The sequence below is a fragment of the Tardiphaga sp. 42S5 genome (assembly GCF_034044155.1).
In the GTDB taxonomy this organism is placed as follows: Bacteria; Pseudomonadota; Alphaproteobacteria; order Rhizobiales; family Xanthobacteraceae; genus Tardiphaga; species Tardiphaga robiniae.
Genome location: NZ_CP139027.1, coordinates 330,947 through 349,820, shown reverse-complemented (window position 1 = coordinate 349,820; position 18,874 = coordinate 330,947). Strand labels below are relative to the sequence as shown.

Annotated in this window: 18 protein-coding genes; 12 read left to right on the top strand and 6 right to left on the bottom strand. The window is 63.0% G+C overall.

The window, feature by feature from the left end:
- The first annotated feature begins 2 nt into the window (after positions 1–2).
- A complete protein-coding gene (gene denD, locus SFY93_RS01620; protein ID WP_320445825.1) occupies positions 3–971 on the top strand; it encodes a D-erythronate dehydrogenase in 969 nt (322 codons plus the stop codon).
- 15 nt (positions 972–986) lie between these two features.
- Positions 987–1,508, top strand: coding sequence for an NUDIX hydrolase (locus tag SFY93_RS01615; protein WP_320445824.1), 522 nt, complete (start codon positions 987–989; stop codon positions 1,506–1,508).
- 42 nt (positions 1,509–1,550) lie between these two features.
- Here the strand turns inward: SFY93_RS01615 and SFY93_RS01610 are convergent, their stop codons facing one another.
- Together SFY93_RS01610 and SFY93_RS01605 are read right to left on the bottom strand one after the other, a co-directional pair.
- Positions 1,551–1,916, bottom strand: coding sequence for a glyoxalase superfamily protein (locus SFY93_RS01610; RefSeq protein WP_116659957.1), 366 nt, complete (start codon positions 1,914–1,916; stop codon positions 1,551–1,553).
- 67 nt (positions 1,917–1,983) lie between these two features.
- Entirely contained in the window at positions 1,984–3,054 is a 1,071-nt protein-coding gene (locus SFY93_RS01605; RefSeq protein ID WP_244528141.1) for a methyl-accepting chemotaxis protein, read from the bottom strand.
- Between the two features lie 321 nt (positions 3,055–3,375).
- On the opposite strand from SFY93_RS01605, the gene SFY93_RS01600 reads away from it, so the two are divergent.
- The 7 genes from SFY93_RS01600 (at position 3,376) to SFY93_RS01570 (ending at position 9,099) form a co-directional block, all read left to right on the top strand.
- Complete coding sequence (locus SFY93_RS01600; RefSeq protein WP_089267817.1) at positions 3,376–3,690, top strand: hypothetical protein; 315 nt, start codon at positions 3,376–3,378, stop codon at positions 3,688–3,690.
- Positions 3,691–3,832: 142 nt separating this feature from the next.
- Positions 3,833–4,009, top strand: coding sequence for a hypothetical protein (locus SFY93_RS01595; RefSeq protein ID WP_210269243.1), 177 nt, complete (start codon positions 3,833–3,835; stop codon positions 4,007–4,009).
- Positions 4,010–4,041: 32 nt separating this feature from the next.
- Positions 4,042–4,338, top strand: coding sequence for a DUF3303 family protein (locus SFY93_RS01590; RefSeq protein WP_320445823.1), 297 nt, complete (start codon positions 4,042–4,044; stop codon positions 4,336–4,338).
- A 122-nt stretch (positions 4,339–4,460) separates the two neighbouring features.
- Entirely contained in the window at positions 4,461–6,332 is a 1,872-nt protein-coding gene (htpG, locus tag SFY93_RS01585; protein ID WP_320445822.1) for a molecular chaperone HtpG, read from the top strand.
- 63 nt (positions 6,333–6,395) lie between these two features.
- Positions 6,396–6,620 carry a hypothetical protein gene (locus SFY93_RS01580; protein ID WP_120287440.1) on the top strand — a complete coding sequence of 75 codons (225 nt, stop codon included), beginning with the start codon at positions 6,396–6,398 and terminating at the stop codon, positions 6,618–6,620.
- Positions 6,621–6,771: 151 nt separating this feature from the next.
- Positions 6,772–7,965: an ABC transporter substrate-binding protein gene (locus tag SFY93_RS01575; RefSeq protein WP_089267812.1), complete on the top strand. Its 1,194-nt coding sequence runs from the start codon at positions 6,772–6,774 to the stop codon at positions 7,963–7,965.
- A 195-nt stretch (positions 7,966–8,160) separates the two neighbouring features.
- Positions 8,161–9,099, top strand: coding sequence for an IS110 family RNA-guided transposase (locus SFY93_RS01570; RefSeq protein ID WP_320444434.1), 939 nt, complete (start codon positions 8,161–8,163; stop codon positions 9,097–9,099).
- Between the two features lie 244 nt (positions 9,100–9,343).
- Here the strand turns inward: SFY93_RS01570 and SFY93_RS01565 are convergent, their stop codons facing one another.
- From SFY93_RS01565 to SFY93_RS01550, 4 genes are read right to left on the bottom strand one after another with little or no spacing between them, the layout of a single operon-like run.
- A complete protein-coding gene (locus SFY93_RS01565) occupies positions 9,344–10,429 on the bottom strand; it encodes a lipocalin-like domain-containing protein (protein ID WP_320445821.1) in 1,086 nt (361 codons plus the stop codon).
- A complete protein-coding gene (locus SFY93_RS01560) occupies positions 10,419–12,881 on the bottom strand; it encodes an FtsX-like permease family protein (RefSeq protein ID WP_320445820.1) in 2,463 nt (820 codons plus the stop codon). Before SFY93_RS01560 ends, SFY93_RS01565 begins: the two co-directional genes overlap by 11 nt.
- Complete coding sequence (locus SFY93_RS01555; RefSeq protein ID WP_320445819.1) at positions 12,878–13,531, bottom strand: ABC transporter ATP-binding protein; 654 nt, start codon at positions 13,529–13,531, stop codon at positions 12,878–12,880. Before SFY93_RS01555 ends, SFY93_RS01560 begins: the two co-directional genes overlap by 4 nt.
- A gap of 48 nt (positions 13,532–13,579) precedes the next feature.
- The gene (locus tag SFY93_RS01550; protein ID WP_320445818.1) at positions 13,580–14,794 is read right to left on the bottom strand and encodes an MFS transporter; all 1,215 of its coding nucleotides are present in this window, start codon (positions 14,792–14,794) and stop codon (positions 13,580–13,582) included.
- A 175-nt stretch (positions 14,795–14,969) separates the two neighbouring features.
- Here SFY93_RS01550 and SFY93_RS01545 point away from each other — a divergent pair, with 175 nt between their 5' ends.
- From SFY93_RS01545 to ccoN, 3 genes are all read left to right on the top strand, one after another.
- Positions 14,970–16,241 carry a hypothetical protein gene (locus SFY93_RS01545; RefSeq protein WP_320445817.1) on the top strand — a complete coding sequence of 424 codons (1,272 nt, stop codon included), beginning with the start codon at positions 14,970–14,972 and terminating at the stop codon, positions 16,239–16,241.
- A gap of 148 nt (positions 16,242–16,389) precedes the next feature.
- Positions 16,390–17,106 (top strand): Crp/Fnr family transcriptional regulator, encoded by a 717-nt coding sequence (locus tag SFY93_RS01540; RefSeq protein WP_320445816.1) that lies wholly within the window; start codon positions 16,390–16,392, stop codon positions 17,104–17,106.
- Between the two features lie 133 nt (positions 17,107–17,239).
- Positions 17,240–18,871, top strand: a complete 1,632-nt coding sequence (ccoN, locus tag SFY93_RS01535; RefSeq protein ID WP_089267867.1) for a cytochrome-c oxidase, cbb3-type subunit I — start codon at positions 17,240–17,242, stop codon at positions 18,869–18,871.
- Positions 18,872–18,874 lie beyond the last annotated feature (3 nt).

Below are 18,874 nucleotides of genomic sequence, written 5' to 3'. Positions count from 1 at the left end.
GAATGAAGGTTCTGGTGATTGGCGCGGCCGGCATGATCGGCCGCAAGCTGTGTGAGCGGCTGCTGAAGGACGGTCATGTCGGCGGTGGGGAAATCGGCGATCTGGTGATGGCCGATGCGACCCCTAGCGATCTGGTCGGCGCGCGCAGCATCATGGTCGATCTCGCAAAGCCGGATGCGCCCGCAGCCCTGCTGGCGTCAAAGCCCGACCTGATCTTCCATCTTGCTGCGGTCGTGTCCGGCGAAGCCGAGCAGAATTTCGACAAAGGCTACGCGGTCAATCTCGACGGCACGCGCAATCTGTTCGAGGCGATCCGCGCGATGGGGGGTGGTTATCGCCCTCGCATCGTCTACACCTCGTCAATCGCGACCTTCGGCGCGCCCTATAACGGGCCGATCGCCGAAGATTTTTTTCATACGCCGCTGTCGAGCTACGGGACGCAGAAGGCGATTTGTGAATTGCTGCTGGCGGATTATACGCGGCGCGGCTTCTTCGACGGCATCGGAATTCGCCTGCCGAATATCTGCGTACGGCCGGGCAAGCCCAATGCGGCAGCGTCGGGTTTCTTCTCCAATATCATTCGCGAGCCGCTGGCCGGGCGTGAGGCGGTGCTGCCGGTAACCGACGATGTAGGTCAGACCCATGCCAGTCCGCGCGCAACGACGGAATTCCTGCTTCATGGTGCGACGCTCGACAGCGCCAAGCTCGGCGCACGCCGCACGGTAATGATGCCCGGCGTGCGGGCATCGGTCGCCGACATGATCGCGGCGCTACGCCGCGTGGGAGGTGACAGTGTTGTGACACGCATCAAGCATGTACCAGATCCCGCTGTCATGGCGATGGTTGCGGGATGGCCCACGATGTTCGATACCAAACGTGCACTGGCGCTGGGTTTCCAGGCGGAACAGAGTTTCGATTCCATCATTCATGCTCATATCGAGGATGACCTCGATGGCGTCTTTGTGCGTTAGCGGTTAAGGACAATCATGGCGCGCGATATCATCATGGCGGCGGGAGGCATTGTCGTGCAGCGGGGCGAGACGCCGCTGTTTGCCGTGGTCTGCCTGCGCAAGCGCGGCGACTGGGTGCTTCCGAAAGGCAAGCTCGACAATGGCGAGACGCCGCGTGATGCGGCCGAGCGCGAGGTACTGGAAGAGACCGGCCATGCCGCGTCGGTGCATGACTATCTCGGCGCGCTGGCCTATCCGCTCGGCGAACGGACCAAGGTCGTGCATTTCTGGCATATGGAGGCCGCGCCCGCGCCGTCACGCAAGCTGATGAAGGATATCAGCGAAGTCGCGTGGCTGCCCTTCGACGCCGCGCTGGCGCGGCTGACGCGCAGCCATGAACATGCGTTCCTCGCGCAGGTCGGGCCCATGGCGCTGGCGGCAGCGAGGACGGAACGGGTCGTTGACGGTGAGCCGGTGCGGCCAATTGCCGTGGGGCCTGTTAGCGTGCGACGTGACACGGGGTTCTTCGCGAAGATCCGGAACTGGCTGAACGGGTAAGTTCTCTCGTTGTAGCGATGGCTCAGTGGCTGAAGCGACGGCTCAGTGCGTGTTGGTTGCGTCGTCGAAGCGCAGCACATTGCCGAACGGGTCGGTGATCTTCGGCGCCTTATCCGTCGGGCTCGGGCGCGCGAAGCGGGCCTGCTTGTCGTTCAGCTCCTTTGCAAAAGCCGCGATACTGCTGCCACGGATATAGACCACGCTACCCGGCGTACCGTCGCCATAGTGTTCGCTGAGATGCAGCTTCACGCCGCCGCGCGACACCTGCATGTAGAGCGGGAAGTCCGGCCCGTAACGATGTTCCCAGTCGATCGCAAAGCCGAGGAAGTCGACATAGAACTCCTTCGCTTTAGCAATGTCATAGATGCGCAGAACCGGAATTGCCGGTTCGAAAGTGACGTCGGTCATCGCTGTCTCCCGCTCGTGGCGTAGGGGAGATTATCGCAGCGAAGTGGTCATTGACTAGATCGTGCGGCTAGGCGCCGCGCATGATCACGCCGTACCAGCCGAGACCTTTGTAAGTCTCATAGCCCGGTGTGGCATGGAAGGCGACGAGGCCGCCCGAACGGTCGTGATAGAAGCCGCTGCGGCGGCCGTTCAAGGCCAGCGGGATGCGTTCGGTGAGCAGGCCCTGGCCGTCGGACGAGGCGATGACGCGCAGGTTCGAATCCACCAGCAGTACGCGCGTCTTGTCGTCGTCGACGCGAACGCCTTCGACGATGGCGCGCGCCTGGGCTTCCCAGTCGAAATGAATCGCGAGCACGCCGATGGCGCGGCCATTGGCCTTGCCGCCTTCGCGCACGCTGGCGCAATAGGTCGCGACCTGCGCATTGTTCAGGAGCGGCTGGCGCTCGACGTCGCCTGCCGTGTAGTCGTCGCCGGAGCGCAGCGTACGGGCATCGCGAAACCAGGCAGTGCCGGCGATATTCTGGCCCGTGACATTGAAACGATCGCCACGGCCGCTGGCGATGACATTGCCTTGCATGTCGCACAGCCAGAGATCGAGATAGACGGTGTAGGCGCCGAGGATCACGGCAAGTCGCTCGGAGACATGAGCGACGGTGGCATCGCTCGGTGCGGCTGCGCAATCGACGACGGCCGAGTCGGTCGCCCACCAGCGGACGTCGCAGGTGCGCTCATAGAGATTGCGGTCGATCAGTTCGATGGCATTCAGCGACAGGTCGACCATGCGTTCGCCGCGCGAGCGCTCGGTCATCTTCTCGATCGACGCCATCAGGCTGCCGGTCCGCGCGGTGAGCTGGGATTCCAGATCGCGCGCGATGGTCTCGACCTGCTGGCCGACATTGCGCACTTCCTGCGCGACGACGGCGAAGCCTGCGCCCTGCGCGCCGGCGCGCGAGCTTTCGATCAGCGCGTTCAGCGCCAGCATCTTCATCTGGTTGGTGATGTGCTGGATCGACCGGGTTTTCTCGCAGGCGATCTCGTTGACCTCGGCGGTCAACCGCCCGATCAGCGCGGAGATATCGGAGCTATCGTCGTTCTCTTCGGTTGCATTGGCATGCGCAGAATGACTGCTGCGGTTCATTGCCAAGACCATCGTCGTATCCCCGTTGACAGCAATCAGTTACCTCCCGGTTATCGCCCGATCATGGTTAATCGTGGCTTAATTTTCCGTGTGCCGGGTTCCGCCGACTTGCACGAATAAGCGGCAGGAGTGCGCAACAGGCACTATCTCATTGCGTCTGGTCATGCGCGGCCGCATCCGCAGGACGTTCGGTGCCCCCTAGCGGTACAAATTAGGGCGTCATTAGTGATGCTTATGCACGCGCCCCCGATTGCTCTGACGAACAACGCGATATCAACCACACGCGTGCAGGCTCAAGGCTTCATAGGCCGAGCCATTGTGATGAGCGTTCTCGAAGACCTAACCGGTGCGACCACGTCGGAACTGTCCGACGAATTGATCTTCCAGATCGCCTCGGCGTCCAGCCCCGAGCAGCGCAAATACGCGGCTGACCTGTTCCGGTATTTCGCCAAACAGCTCGAATTCGAATCTTATCGGCGCGGGCAGCAGAGCATGGCCGTTCCACAGCTTCCGTCGCCGGCCATGATTATCGACGCGACGCCCGAACAGGACGAAGCGCCCACGATCCAGCCGTCGGATGACCCTGGCGATGACCCGTCCGTCGGCCTGATCCCGCCGGTGAGCTGGCAGGATTGACGGCGGCGCGACAGTTTTACGTCAGATCCGTTGCTTCCTACCGATTGGCTTAACCATTCGCAGGCCAAATGAGTCGCGAGTGATTCGAGCGTTGCAATCGTGAAGAGCGGGCGTGCCAGTGAGTGTAGTTATCCCTTTCCCCATGCGTGTAGCGGCCCCCCAGGCCGATGAGTGTGAAATCGATCTGCTGAGCGCCGTCGATCTGGCGATCCGCGATCTCCGCGAAATCTCCCAGACCGCGAACGACATCGCGCAGGCGCGTGCGCGTGAATGCCTGGCCATGCTGGAAAGCGCCTATCACGGTGCGCTGCAGGGCTGACGCATTCTGAGTGCGCCGACAGGAGATCAGCGATGCTGTTTCTGGTGATCTCGAATCCGCGCGCCGATCGTCCGTCCGACATGGCGGCCGCGCGTCAGAGCTTCTGGCCGTGGATGGCGGGGTATCAGGCGTCGGGCATCTGCCAGCACATCTATCCCCGCGTCGGCCGCGGTGTGGTCGCGGTGTTCAAGGTCGGGAGTAACGACGTGCTGCATCGTATCCTCAACGAATGGGCCGATATCATTCCGGCTCAGTTCGAGGTCCATCCGCTGGTCGATCTCGATGCGACCACGGCTCTGCTCGCATCGCAGGTCGCCGCTTCAAAGTAGCGTCGCGAGTTTCAGTTCCCGATCAGCCTTTTCGCGCGGAAACCATCGGTTCGCACCATGGACTCGGCAAATCCGCGTCGCTATATGCGTGATCTCTCCCTTACCAGTATCGGGCACTTTTCATGACGACCACTGACACCGCTGCACCCGTTTCCCAGCCGTTCCAGGCCGAAGTCGCCGAATTGCTGAACCTGATGGTTCACTCGGTCTATTCCGAGACCGACATCTTCCTGCGCGAACTGGTCTCCAACGCATCGGATGCCTGCGACAAGCTGCGCTATGAGGCGATCGCCAATCCGCAGCTGATCCCCGACGGCCAGTCGCCCAACATCACCATCATTCCGGACAAGGCGGCCGGTACGCTGTCGATCGTCGATACCGGCATCGGCATGGATCGCCAGGAACTGATCGACAACCTAGGGACCATCGCGAAATCTGGGACCAAGTCATTCCTGTCGCGGCTCACCGAAGCCAAGGACGGCTCCAACCTGATCGGCCAGTTCGGCGTCGGTTTCTATGCAGCTTTCATGGTTGCTGAGAAGATTGTGGTCACCAGCCACCGGGCCGGCACCCATGACGCCTTCACCTGGACCTCGACCGGCGGTGCGGGTTTCGAGATCGGCCAGGTCGCTGATGGCATGAGCGTGCCGACCGGCACGTCGATCGTGCTGCATCTGAAAGACGACGCGAAGAAATATCTCGAAACTTACGAGATCGAGCGCATTGTCGGCGCCTATTCGGACAACATCCAGTTTCCGATCATGCTCAAGGACGGCGATGCCGAGCCGCGCCAGATCAATTCGGCCAGCGCGTTGTGGCAGCGCTCCAAGTCCGAACTGACGCCGGAGGATTACAGCGCGGCTTACAAGTCTATCGCGCATGCCTATGACGAACAGGCGATGACGCTGCATTACCGTGCCGAGGGCCGCTATTCCTATGCGGTGCTGCTGTTCGCGCCATCGCAGAAGCCCTTCGACCTGTTTGAGCCGAACCGCAAGGGCCATGTGAAGCTCTATGTGCGTCGCGTCTTCATCACCGATGATGCGGACCTGTTGCCGTCCTATCTGCGCTTCATCCGCGGCGTCATCGATGCCGAGGATCTGCCGCTGAACCTCTCCCGGGAGATGTTGCAGAACAATCCGCAGCTCGCGCAAATCAGGAAGGCCGTGGCGACCCGCGTGATCGGCGAGCTGGAGACGCTGAGCGAGAAGGATGCCGAGACCTTCACCAAGATCTGGGACGCCTTCGGCCCGGTGATCAAGGAAGGCATCTATGAGGATTTCGAGCGTCGCGAGAAGCTGCTGGCGCTGTCGCGCTTCACGACGACCACGGGCGAGAAGCGTTCGCTGAAGGATTATGTCGCCGACCTGAAGCCGAACCAGACCGAGATCTATTATCTTGCCGGCGACAGCCTCGATCGCCTGAAGTCAAATCCGAAGCTGGAAGCCGCCAAGTCGCGTGGCATCGAAGTACTGCTGCTGACCGACGCGGTCGATGCGTTCTGGAGTTCGACGCCGCTGGATTTCGACGGCAAGCCGCTGAAGTCGCTGAGCCAGGGCGAGGTTAATCTTGATCTGATCCCGCGCATTGATGAAGATGCGACCAAGGACGAGCCGAAGACCGAGACCGATGAGGCGGCGACCATCGCCGTCATCAAGGATGCGCTCGGCGATCGCGTCTCCGACGTGAAGGTCTCGACGCGCCTGACCACATCGGCGTCGTGCCTTGTCGCTGGCGGCGCCGGCCCGGATCGCGAGCTCGAGCGCATGCTGGCGATGCAGAATCGCGGCAGCGTCACCAAGCCGATTCTCGAGATCAATCTGCGCCATCCGCTGGTGGCGAAGATCGCCGGTGCCGACAAGGCGGCGGGCGGCGAAGCGTCCGACATCGCGTTCCTGCTGCTCGAGCAGGCGCGGATCCTCGACGGCGAATTGCCGGAAGATCCGGCCGCGTTTGCGAGCCGTCTCAACCGGTTGGTGCTGCGCGGTTTGTGATCGCCGACCGTTCACGGCGCGGGGCATTCGTCCCCGCGCTTTTGATGCCAAGGAACTCCACCCATGAGCACTGTCTTCGAGAAACTCATCGCGAAATATGCCGAGCGCGGCGATTTCGAGCGCCTGCAGGGTTATCGGGACGATCGTCTGGCCATCCTGAAGAGCATTCAGGATGGGACATACGAGAAGATGCACCTGATTTCCGACGCCGATCCTGTCTCGATGGTCGCGGAGATCGAGCGGGAACTCGCCTGTATCGACGCCGCGCTAAAAAAGCGGATGCAGTGACCGCGCGCGTGCGTTGCAGCAATCGTCGTTGGGCGTGGTCTTGAACTAACGCAAAGCTGATCTGCACATTTCGGCTAAGTCGAAAGATTATCTGGTTCGTCCCGAGCTTCTCACATAGCGTGCGCCCAAATTGAAAACCTGGGAGGCATTGATGAAATTCGGACTGTTGTCGACGGCTGCGCTGTGCGGTCTTTTCCTGGCCGCTCCGGCCTCGGCGCAAGGCGTCAAGATCGGCATTCTCAACGATCAGTCCGGTGTCTATGCCGATTACGGCGGCAAATATTCGGTCGAAGCCGCCAAGATGGCGATCGAGGATTTCGGCGGCGAGGTGCTCGGCAAGAAGATCGAACTGGTCACCGCGGATCACCAGAACAAGCCTGATCTCGCCGTCTCGATCGCGCGGCGCTGGTATGACGTCGAAGGCGTCGACATGATCACTGAATTGACCACCTCGTCGGTGGCGCTCGCGGTGCAGGAGCTTTCCAATCAGGAGAAGAAGATCGACATCGTGGTCGGCGCGGCCTCGTCGCGCGTTACCGGCGATGCCTGCACGCCCTATGGCTTCCACTGGTCGTTCGATACACGCGCCTTGGGTGTTGGCACCGGCGGCGCGCTGACCGAAGCTGGCGGCGATACCTGGTTCTTTCTCACGGCGGACTATGCCTTCGGCTATTCGCTGGAGAAGGACACCGGCGATATCGTCAAGGCAAAGGGCGGCAAGGTGCTCGGCGCCGTTCGCCATCCGCTGAACTCGTCTGACTTCTCGTCCTTCCTGCTGCAGGCGCAGGCGTCCAAGGCCAAGGTCATCGGCCTTGCCAATGCCGGTCTCGACACCACCAACGCCGTGAAGCAGGCGGCTGAATTCGGCATCGTCGCCGGCGGCCAGAAGCTTGCCGGCCTCCTGCTGACGCTGGCCGAAGTGAACGGCCTCGGACTGCAGGCCGCGCAAGGCCTGGTGCTGACGGAATCTTTCTACTGGGACCGCGATGACAAATCGCGTGAGTTCGCCGATCGCTTCTTCAAGCGCACCCAGCGCATGCCGAACATGATCCAGGCCGGCACCTATTCGTCGACGCTGTCTTATCTGAAGGCAGTCAAGGCGGCAGGCACCAAGGACTCCGAAGCTGTCGCGAAGAAGCTGAAGGAACTTCCGGTCGATGACGCCTTCGCTCAGGGCGGCAAAGTGCTCGCCAATGGCCGCATGGTGAAGGACCTCTATCTGTTCGAGGTCAAGAAGCCGTCGGAATCGAAGAAGCCATGGGATTACTACAAGCAGCTCGCCGTGGTGCCCGGCGACAAGGCCTATCCGACCGCAGCCGAGAGCGGCTGCCCGCTGACGAAGTAAGCTTCGCTTCCTTAACCTTGTAACTTGCCTCCCGCCGTTTCTGCTAAGCTATGCGGAGCGGTGGCAGGCGGGAGACCGAGTAACCTGAGGGACACCAAGCCCGTGGGAGAGCGCGGGTCCTTGCTTGCCGTTCCATCGAACCCGAACAGTCGCTTGGGCCGCTCAGCAAGCCCGGTTGCGCAAGGATGGGATCAGATGGACGCGATTTATGTTGGCATCGATGTGTCGAAGGATCGGTTGGACGTGGCGATGCGTCCGGGCGGTGAGAGTTTTGCGGTTGCCCGCAATGGTGCGGGGATCGATGATCTGATCGCGCGGCTGAAAGCGCGACCGCCACTGGTGGTGGCGATCGAGGCGACCGGCGGCTTCGAGACGGTGGTCGCCGCAGGATTGGCCGGCGCCGATCTGCCTGTGGTGGTGGTCAATCCGGCACAGGTGCGCGCCTTTGCCAACGCCCTCGGCAAGCGCGCCAAGACCGATCCGATCGATGCCATGGTGATCGCGCATTTTACCGAGGCGACCAAACCGCAACTGCGGCCGCTTCCCGATGCCACGACGCGGCTGCTAGCCGATCTGGTGGCGCGTCGGCGCCAGATCGTTGAGATGATGGCCGCGGAAGGCCAGCGTGCGCGGCGCGTCAGCAATCCGCGCCTGAAGAAGAGCATCGCCCGGCTCCACAAGGCACTGGAGAAGGAGTTGTCCGAACTGGACGACGACATCGGCGATCACGTGCGGGGATCGCCGGCCTGGGCCGAGAAAGAAGACTTGCTGGCGTCGGTGCCCGGCATCGGTCCGACCATCGCGCGCAGCCTGATTGCCGAACTGCCGGAGCTCGGCACACTCGATCGTCGTCAGATTGCGGCTCTCGCCGGTTTGGCGCCATGGACCCGGCAATCCGGCCAGTGGCGCGGCAAGAGCTTCATCGGCGGCGGCCGGGCCAATGTACGCCGCGTGTTGTTCATGGGAGCGATGGTGGCCGCCCGCTTCAATCCGCAGCTCAAACTGTTCCGCGACAAGCTCGTCGCCGCCGGCAAGCCCAAGCTCGTCGCTATCATCGCCGTCGCCCGCAAGCTGCTCACCATCCTCAACGCCATCCTGCGAGACAAGACCCCATGGCAGCATCAAAACGCTTGACCAAAAAGACAGTCGCTCTCCCCGCTCGCGGGGAGAGGTCGGAGTCGACGCGAAGCGACGGCTCCGGGTGAGGGGCAAGGTACGGCGTTCGCCGCAAGCTCGTATTCGCGGGTCGGATGATGATGCGATCAGAGAGTTGGGTGATCGGGTAGGCAGTGTGCCATGCCCCTCACCCGACCGTCTTCGCTGCGCTTCGCCGGTCGACCTCTCCCCGCAAAGGGCGGGGAGAGGTTAGGTAACAGCCTCAATATCCCGTCATCTCAAGATAACCCACGCCGCTGTGGCTCCCGGTGAAGCTCACCGGCCCTTCCCAATAGGGGAAGCTCGTCGTCATCCAGCTCCTGGCATTCAGCGGCGAGGTCGCGATCTGTAATCCGCGCGATGCGATCGATACCTTCCATGACGTCGGGATCCTGCGGCCGGCGATCTCCGTCATGACTGTCGGCGTCATATCTATGGCGCCTGGGGCAAGCTGTTCGGATTTTCCGTCCGCGGTGATCCAGTTGCCGGCAAAATAATGCGCGCCATCTTTCTGCCTGAGACGAAACAGCATCAGCTTTGCATTATCGGGCAGATGCAGCGAGAACCAGTCCCAGCCGGTCTGGTCGGAAGCCAGCGGCTGGCTGGAATATTCCCTGTCCATCCAGGCGCGGCCGGTGACGGCAATCTCCTTGCCGTCGATGGTCAGCACGCCCGATGCGGTGAAATAGGGCTGGCTGTAGTAATACGACGCTTGCCCACGTTCCGACTTGCGGCTGAAGCCGTTGTCGCCCTGCAGCACCAGCGGCTGCTGCGCAGTGAGTCGGAGCCGGTAGCTGAAATCCGCTGACGAAGCGGACACGTCGAGCGGCGCAATCGACACGTCGTCGAAGTTCTCAAGCCCACGGATCTCCCACGCATCGATCCATGCCCGGAACGGCGTCGCCGTCACGCCGGCCTGACCGATGCCGCCGCGGGCAAAGGTTTCTGTCGCATGATGTGACTTTGCAGATGTCACCGCCGCATGACCCATCCAGATCTGCGGCGTCGCCCAGCCATCGTCTGGCGCGCCCGCCGCCATCGCCTGACGAAACAGCGTCCACTGCGCGCCATAGGCATTCCCTGATGCGTCCGTGAGATTGGCGGTGAGGTACCACCATTCGATGCGATAATCCGGATGCGGGCCGTGATCAGCCGGAAAAGCGAGAGGACGCTCCGGAACGACAGCCGCAAAACCTTCGGCGTCGCGGCCGAGGCCGGCAAAGCCTTGGGCGAATGCGCGTGAACCGCCGAGGCCGAGCAATGCGACGGCGCCGATCAAACTGCGACGCGTGATGAGGCTAGCGCTCATTGGCGAACACTTTCACCAGCGTGGCCGGTTGCATGCGCAGCAGCTTCAAGATCGGTAGCAGAGCTGCGAGCAGCGAGGCCAACATGGCAACGCCGAGCAACTGGACCAGTTGCAGCGGAAACACATGGAACGGAAGTCGCCAGCCGAAGGCCTTCACATTGACGACGGCAATAAGACACCAGGCCACCAGCAGCCCGAGCGGCAGCGCCAGCAGTGAGGTAATCAAGGCAACAGACAGCGTCTTCAACAGCTCGATCCCGGCCAGCCGACGGCGCGTGATGCCGATGGCCCAGAGCGGCGCCAGTTGCGGCAGACGCGAATTGCTCAATGTGAGCAGGCTGGTGAGCAAGGCGACGCCTGCGACGCCGAGCGTGAAGGCATTGAGCGCGGCCGTCACCGCGAAAGTGCGGTTGAAGATCGCCAATGACTCCGTTTTCACCGTCGTCTGGTCGGCGAGGTTGCGGCCGTCGAGACCGAAGCGCGTGCGGATGGCGTCGATCAGCGCGGGCACGGCCGCAGGTGCGACGCGCAGGCCCATGCGGGTCTGCGAAATATCAGGGAAATGTTTGACCAGTGCATCAATGTTGACGCCGATCTGGCCTTTTGGATTGCCGTAATCCGCATACACGGCGACGACGTCCATCGGCCATGTACCGGTCGGCGTCGGCACGTCCAGACGATCGCCGGGTTTGAGCTTCATGCGTAGCGAGAGTTGTTCGCTGATGAGCGCGCCGTCGCCGCTGCGCACGCGATCCCATGCGTCGCTGGTAGAATCCAGCAGCGGCCATTGATCGCGATAGGTGGCGTGATCGGCGAAGCCGAGCAACTCGATCGGCGCACCATTGAACTGCACGTCGGTGCGGCTGCCCGGCAGAACTGCCTGCACGTCGGGGCGCGTCTTTAGCCAGGTCTTGATCTCGCTCGCCTGCTTCTCGCTCGCCGCGTTCAGATAGATCTCCGAGGCCAGCCGCCCGTCGAGCCATCCCGTGAAGGTCCGGCTGAAACTCTCCACCATGGTGCCGACGCCGACATTGACGGCGAGCGCCAGCAGCAGCGCCATCAGCGCCAGCGACAGGCCGGAGAGCTGCAACCGGCTGTCGGCCCAGAACCATGTGACGAGCGGCCGTCGCGTGCTGCGTTCGCCGCCGGCGAGGACGATACCGAGGATAACCGGCAATGCGAGCGCTGCGCCGAGCAGCAATGCAGCAAGCACGAAGAAGCCGGCAATCAGTGAATCGCCAAACCAGAGCACAAGTCCGGCAGCGATGAACACGAGCAATGCGCCCATGCCTTGCAGCCGCAGCCAGCGATGCTGTGCCTGTTGCCAGGCATAGGGCTGTGCGGTGGCGAGCAAGGGGAGGCGGATAGCTTTCAGCAGGCTCGATGTCGCCGCCAGCAGTGCGCCGATGATGGAAATCGCGAGGCCAGCGAACCACCATTCGAGCTTCAGTGTGAGTTGCCCCGGGATCTGCGCGCCATAGAGCCCGCGCAGGCTGGCCGCAACATCGGGCAGCAGCGATGCTGCGATGAAGTATCCGCAGACGAGACCGATGGCGCCGGCGATCAGCGCGATGCTGACAAGCTCCAGCACCAGCACGCTGTTGAGCTGCCGCGCCGAGACGCCACAGGCGCGCAGCGTGCGCAGCATGGGCAGTCGTTGCTCGAAGCCGAGGCCGATGGCCGAATTGACGATGAACAGCCCGACGAAGAAGGATAGCAGGCCGAAGGCGGTGAGATTGAGATGGAAACTATCGGTGAGACGTTCGAGGTCGGTCTCCGCATCGGGCTGCACCAACCGCAACCGATCGCCGGCGACGCTCCCCAGCGATGTACGCGGACCCTTGGCGCTGCCGATCAGCAGGCGTGAAATCTGGTCCGGCATCTTCAGCAGTTTCTGTGCGATGCCGATATCGACCACCAGCACGCCGGGCGCGAGTTGCGGCTGCAGTTTCAGCGGCGGCAGCAGGGCTCCGTCATTGAGCGCAGGCGTCGCACCCTCAGTAAGACCGAGGCTCGCCAGTGTTTCCGGCGCAATCAGCGCCTGACCGGGCGGCGTGAGAAACGCCTGTGCGCCGGTCTTGCCGATATCCGCCGCGGCGCTGGCTTCGACCGGCATGGTCACCGGCTCGATGCCGAGCAGGCGCACGGAGCGACCGCCGATTTGTATGCGGCCTTCTACGACAGGCGAGACCGGCCAGCCCGCGCGGCGCAGATCGACAAAGAGCTGTTGCGAAAACGCGCTGCCATTGGTTGCCACCAGCATCGGCGTGCGCGTCCCGCCGAAGGCTACAGCGGCACGGTCATAGCTGGTGCGGGCTTGTTGATTGAGCGCCTGCACGCCGCTCCATAATGCGGTCGCGGCGATCAGGCCGATCAGGAGCGTCGCGAACTGCATCGGATGCCGGCGCCAGTGGCTGAGCAGTACCGCAAGGATCCAGAGCGCGCGTCTCACGCGATCAATCCCGCATGAAGATGGATGCGGCGATCCAGCGTGGCCGCGAGACGCTCGCTATGGGTTACCATCAGGAAGCCGCAGCCGGTTCGTGCCACGAGATCGCGCGCCAGTCTCAGAACGTCGTCGGCGGTGTCTTCGTCGAGATTGCCGGTCGGTTCATCCGCGAGGAGAAGCAGCGGCTTCGAGGCCAGTGCGCGACCGATGGCGACGCGCTGTTGCTGGCCGCCGGAGAGTTGTTCGGGATAGCGCTTGAGCAGCGCGCCGAGGCCAAGCCGCTCGGTGAGTTCGCTCTGCCAGTCCGCGTCATGCTTTCCGGCGATGCGCGACTGGAACGCCAGATTGTCGGCGACCGACAGCGACGGGATCAGGTTGAACTGCTGGAACACGAGGCCGAGCCGGTCGCGGCGCAAGGCGGCGCGCGCCGAGTCGTTCAAACCGGTGACAGTGATGTCGCCGAGTCGGATCTCGCCGCTGTCCGCCTCATCGAGGCCGGCGATCAGATGCAGCAGCGTGCTCTTGCCGCTGCCGGATTCGCCGGTCAGCGCCACGCTCTCGCCGGCGGCAACGCCGAGATCGACACCGCGCAGAACGGCGACCTGTTCCTGGGCTGAACGATAGGATTTGGTGAGATGGCGAACCGTAAGCATGCTGCGCCAGCATAGCAGAAGCACATCGCCTGCGCGATGACGCCAGCGTTACCGCTTGCGCTCCGACACCAGCGCCAGCAGCACCGTCGCCGCCATGAAGCAGGCGGAGGCGCCGAACACCCAATGCGGCAAGGCGTGGTCCATGAACCAGCCGAACAGGATGGGGCTGATGATGCCGCCGAAATTGAAGCCGGTGGAGACGATGCCGAAGGCGCGGCCGGCAGCGCCGGGAGGGGCAGCCTCGCGCACCAGCATGTCGCGCGACGGCGTCAGCACGCCGCCGAGGAAGCCAGCGGTGGTCATGGCCGCGACGATCACCGGCGTCGGCAGTGTGAACACTGCGATGGCGCAGATGATGGCGGCATTAATCGTGAAACACACCGCGGCGACGCGGCTGTGGTGTCTGGTCCGATCGGCCAGCCAGCCGCCAGCAAGCACACCGACGGCGCTGGCGGCGAGGAAAGCGGTGAGCGCGATATTCGCCGATGACAGCGATGTGCCGTAGCCGTTCATCAGGGCGACGATGCCGAAGCTGTTGATGCCGTTCTGCGACAGCGACAGCAGCGTAAAGAACAGCGTCAGCATCAGGATCGCCGAGGTCATCATGCTGACCTTGGGCGCCTCCGCATTTTTGGCGTCATCGCCATCAGCCATTGCGCCGGCATCGGGAATGCCGACCACGATCAGCATCAGTGCAATCGCCACGCCGATGGCGCCCGCGACGATCAGCGCGCCCTGGCCACCGATACCGACCAGCAGTGCCGCCATCAGGGGAGGCGCGACCGCGCCGCCGACGAAGCCGGCAAAGGTATGGATCGAGAATGCACGGCCCATCTTCGACTCGTCCATATGCGCGGCGAGGATGGCGTAGTCGGCCGGATGATAGACGCTGTTGGCGAGGCCGAGCAGCGCGGCGCAGACGATCAGGGCGGGATAGCTCAGCAACAGGCCGAGCGCGATCAGAGCACAGCCGCCGAGCATGACGCCGAGGATCAGGATCTTGCGTGCGCCGATGCGGTCGACGAGATAGCCAATCGGCGCCTGAGTGAGGCCGGAGACGACAGCGAAAGTGGTGAGGGCGAAGCCGAGTTCGATATAGCCGACGCCGAGCCGGTCCTTCAGGAACGGGAACAGCATTGGCAGTACGAAGATGTGGAAGTGGCTGACCCAATGCGCAGTGGAAATCGCCGTCAGCGTCCGCGTCGCCGAAGGGACGTGGTCACGCGCGGCGAGATGCGAGGTCGAGGCCGGAATATCGACCATATGCGTTTCCACCCAAGGCGGCTGACGGCCGCTTTTTGCAGCCTCGAAAAGGTGCGCTATGCCTACGTTCTCAGCAGGTTAATGTCTATTAGCGCTGCGACATGCAGGTGTTGCGGCCCGTGCAGGGCGGCAGCGAGAAACGCGACCACGGCCCGGGAATGCGACATGATTGAGCATGATGACGAGCAGCCCGAATTTTAAGCCGCTGCGGATCTTGCTGTCGGAAGGCACCAGCACCTCCGCGCGGGAGGCTGTCACCGTGCTCGGCCTCGCCGGCCATGTGGTAGATGTCTGCGATCCCGCCGCTGCCGGGCTGGCGCGGTTCTCGCGATTTATCCGCACATATCACCGCTGCCCGGGAATGAGGGACGATCCCTCGGGCTTCCTGCGGTTCATAGAAGGCCTGCTGGCGACAGGCGACTATGACGTGCTGCTGCCGATCCACGAACAGGGCTTCCTGTTCGCCAGGGCGCAGGAGCGGCTGAGGCCGCTGGCCGGCCTGGCCTTGCCGTCCTTCGCAAGTTACCGGGCGGCGCATAGCAAGGCCGGTTTCAGCCGTATGCTGAGCGAGCTCGGATTGCCGCAGCCCGAGACGCAGATCGTCGCCGGCGCTGATGCGCTTCGTGCTGCAGTTCGTTTTCCCAGCGTCATCAAGACTGCGATCGGCACTGCGAGCCGCGGCATCTGGATGGCGCGCAATGATGCTGACCTTGCGCAGGCCGTGAGAGAAATTGAGACCAGCAACGGCTTTGCCGGCGAGCTGCTGGTGCAGGCTCACGCCGCGGGCGCGACCGAGAAGGCGCAGGGTGTGTTCTGCCGCGGCGAACTCGTCGGCTTTCACGCCACTCGGCAGATCATGGAGGGTGCCGGCGGCGGCGATGCCATCAAGCGCAGCGTGCGGCGCGATCGTGTGCGTGACGATCTCGCGGCCATCGGCCGGCATCTCGCCTGGCACGGCGCGCTGTCGATCGACTTCATCATGCCGGACGATGACAGTGGGCCATTCTATATCGACTGCAATCCGCGGCTGGTGGAGTCGATGGCGGCGTATCTCGCCGGCGTCGATCTGGTCGATCTGCTGCTGCGCGTCTCGCTGGGCGAGACCCCGGCGGTCGCGCGGGCAACGCGCGAGGGCGTCGTCACGCATCAGGCCATGCAGGTGTTGCTCGGCAGCGCGCAGCGCGGCAGCACGAGGCGCGACCTGCTGCGCATCTGCCGCGATATCTGGTGTCGCCGCGGCGACTATGCCGGCAGTACCGAAGAGCTCACGCCGGTGCGCACCGACTGGCTCAGCGCCGTGCCATTGGTCATGACCGCGCTGTTGCTGTTGATGTCTCCGGGGCTGTCGCATGCGCTGGCGAAACGCGGTTGGGGCCAGCATCTGCTCAATGCCGGGACGGTTGCAGCCATCGAAAGCGAGAGGTTTAGTTTCATCCGGCCGCGTTAGAGTTGAATAGTTGCGGCAGATGCGGCCGGCTCCCTCTCCCCGCTCTGCGCGGGGAGAGGTAAGAGGCGTTTGATGTGTATCAATGTGTGCCGCGCGGATCCGGTTATCCCAAAGTGCCCCGCACCCCTGCGAGGCCAAAGAAACCGGGATGCGCATGACAAAGCTGATGGCTGCATCGTCGTTCGCTGCGCCTTGTGCGAATGCGGCTGCGCAGCCGGGCGGCTTCCTGTCTCATCTGGGCGCCGCCGATCTGCGCCAGTTGATGGCCCTGGGCGAGCGGGTGCCCTACACTTCGCAGGATGTCCTGTTCACGCAGGGAGCGTCGGCCGGCAAATGCTTCAGCGTGGTCGAGGGTGTGGTCGGCATCTACAGGACCGAATGCGATAATCGTCGCCAGATCATAAGTTTTGCGCTGCCGGGCGACGTCCTCGAGATCGCAACGCAGGGGCATCATGAAGTGTCCGCCGCTGCAATCGGTCCTGCAGTGGTGTGGGAAATCCTGCGTGAGAAATTCGCGCAATTCGCCAGTCACCGGCCCTATGTGCTGAATGAGATCGTCGCGCTGGTGGCGGCCGAGATCGCCGACGCACATGACAAGATGTTCTCACTGGGCCGCCGTGCAGCGGAAGAGAAGCTCATCGTGTTCCTGACATGCTGGCGCGACCGGCTGGCACGGCTCGGCCGCGATGTCGATCCGCTTCCGGTGCCGATGAGCCGACGCGATATCGCCGATCATCTCGGCCTCACCGTCGAGACCGTGTGCCGGACGCTGGCCAAGCTCGAACGCCGCGGCGCGATCGAGATTCTGTCGGGCCGCATCCGGCTGCTGGACACCGAATCCGTCGCGGCTCCTGCTCTCGCCTGACGCATCATGCCGCGCGTGCGCGAGCTTCCCCCGACTTTGATTTCAATCAATTCACTGAGCGCGCCGCCGTGATTGATGGGTGCGTGCTCGGGAAAGAATCATCATGACGAACCAGACTGACAGCGTGAAGTGGATGACGATCGGCGAGGCCGGTCTGACCGTGATCCTCGCGGCCACCGTATTTCTCTCCATCATCGCAGCGGCCAAGGCGGAAGATGCGGCCTATGCCTTTCACGTGACGCTGGCCGGCTTCGCCAGCCTGGCCTCCGTGTTCGTTATCCTCAATCGCTATTTCGAGCGCGGCGCATTGCCGCCGCAGGAGATCGACGGGCGGCCGAATTACAATTTCGGGCCGATCAAGTTCGCCGCTGTGGCCTCGGTGTTCTGGGGCATCGCCGGCTTCACGGTGGGTCTGCTGATCGCCATGCAGCTCGCATGGCCGGACCTGAACTTCAATCTGCCCTGGACCTCCTTCGGCCGGCTGCGGCCGCTGCATACCTCGGCGGTGGTCTTCGCCTTCGGCGGCAACGTGCTGATCGCGACCTCGTTCTTCGTGGTGCAGAAGACCTGCCGTACGCGTTTGGCCGGCGACCTCGCGCCGTGGTTCGTGGTGCTCGGTTATAATTTCTTTATCGTCATTGCCGGCACCGGCTATCTCCTGGGCGTCACGCAATCCAAGGAATATGCCGAACCGGAATGGTATGCCGATCTCTGGCTGACCATCGTCTGGGTGACTTATCTGCTGGTGTTCCTGATGACGCTCGTGAAGCGCAAGGAGCCGCATATCTTCGTCGCCAACTGGTTCTATCTCGCCTTCATCATCACCATCGCGGTGCTGCATCTCGGCAATAACCCTGCGCTGCCCGTCTCGGTCTTCGGCTCCAAGTCCTATGTCGCCTGGGCCGGCGTGCAGGATGCCATGTTCCAGTGGTGGTACGGCCACAACGCAGTGGGCTTCTTCCTCACCGCCGGCTTTCTCGCCATCATGTACTACTTCATCCCGAAGCGCGCCGAGCGGCCGGTCTATTCCTATCGGCTGTCGATCGTGCACTTCTGGGCGATCATCTTCCTCTATATCTGGGCCGGTCCGCATCACCTGCACTATTCGGCGCTGCCCGACTGGACGCAGACGCTCGGTATGACCTTCTCGATCATGCTGTGGATGCCCTCCTGGGGCGGCATGATCAACGGCCTCATGACGCTGTCCGGAGCATGGGACAAGCTGCGCACCGATCCAGTGCTGCGCATGCTGGTGGTGTCGGTGGCGTTCTACGGCATGGCGACCTTCGAAGGTCCGCTGATGTCGATCAAGGTGGTCAACTCGCTCAGCCACTATACCGACTGGACCATCGGTCACGTGCATTCCGGCGCGCTCGGCTGGGTCGGCTTCGTCTCCTTTGGCGCGCTCTACTGCCTGGTGCCGTGGCTGTGGAATCGCAAACAGCTCTACAGCCTGAAGCTGGTCGAGTGGCACTTCTGGATCGCGACACTCGGCATCGTTCTGTACATCTCGGCGATGTGGGTGTCGGGCATCCTGCAGGGTCTGATGTGGCGTGCCTACACGTCGCTGGGCTTCCTCGAATATTCCTTCATCGAAAGCGTCGAAGCGATGCACCCGTTCTACATCATCCGTGCAGCGGGCGGCGGGCTGTTCCTGATCGGTGCGCTGATCATGGCCTGGAATTTGTGGATGACCGTGCGCGTCGGCGAAGCGGAAGAGGGCGCGCTGTCGAGCCCTGGCGCCACGTTGCAGCCGGCTGAGTGAGGA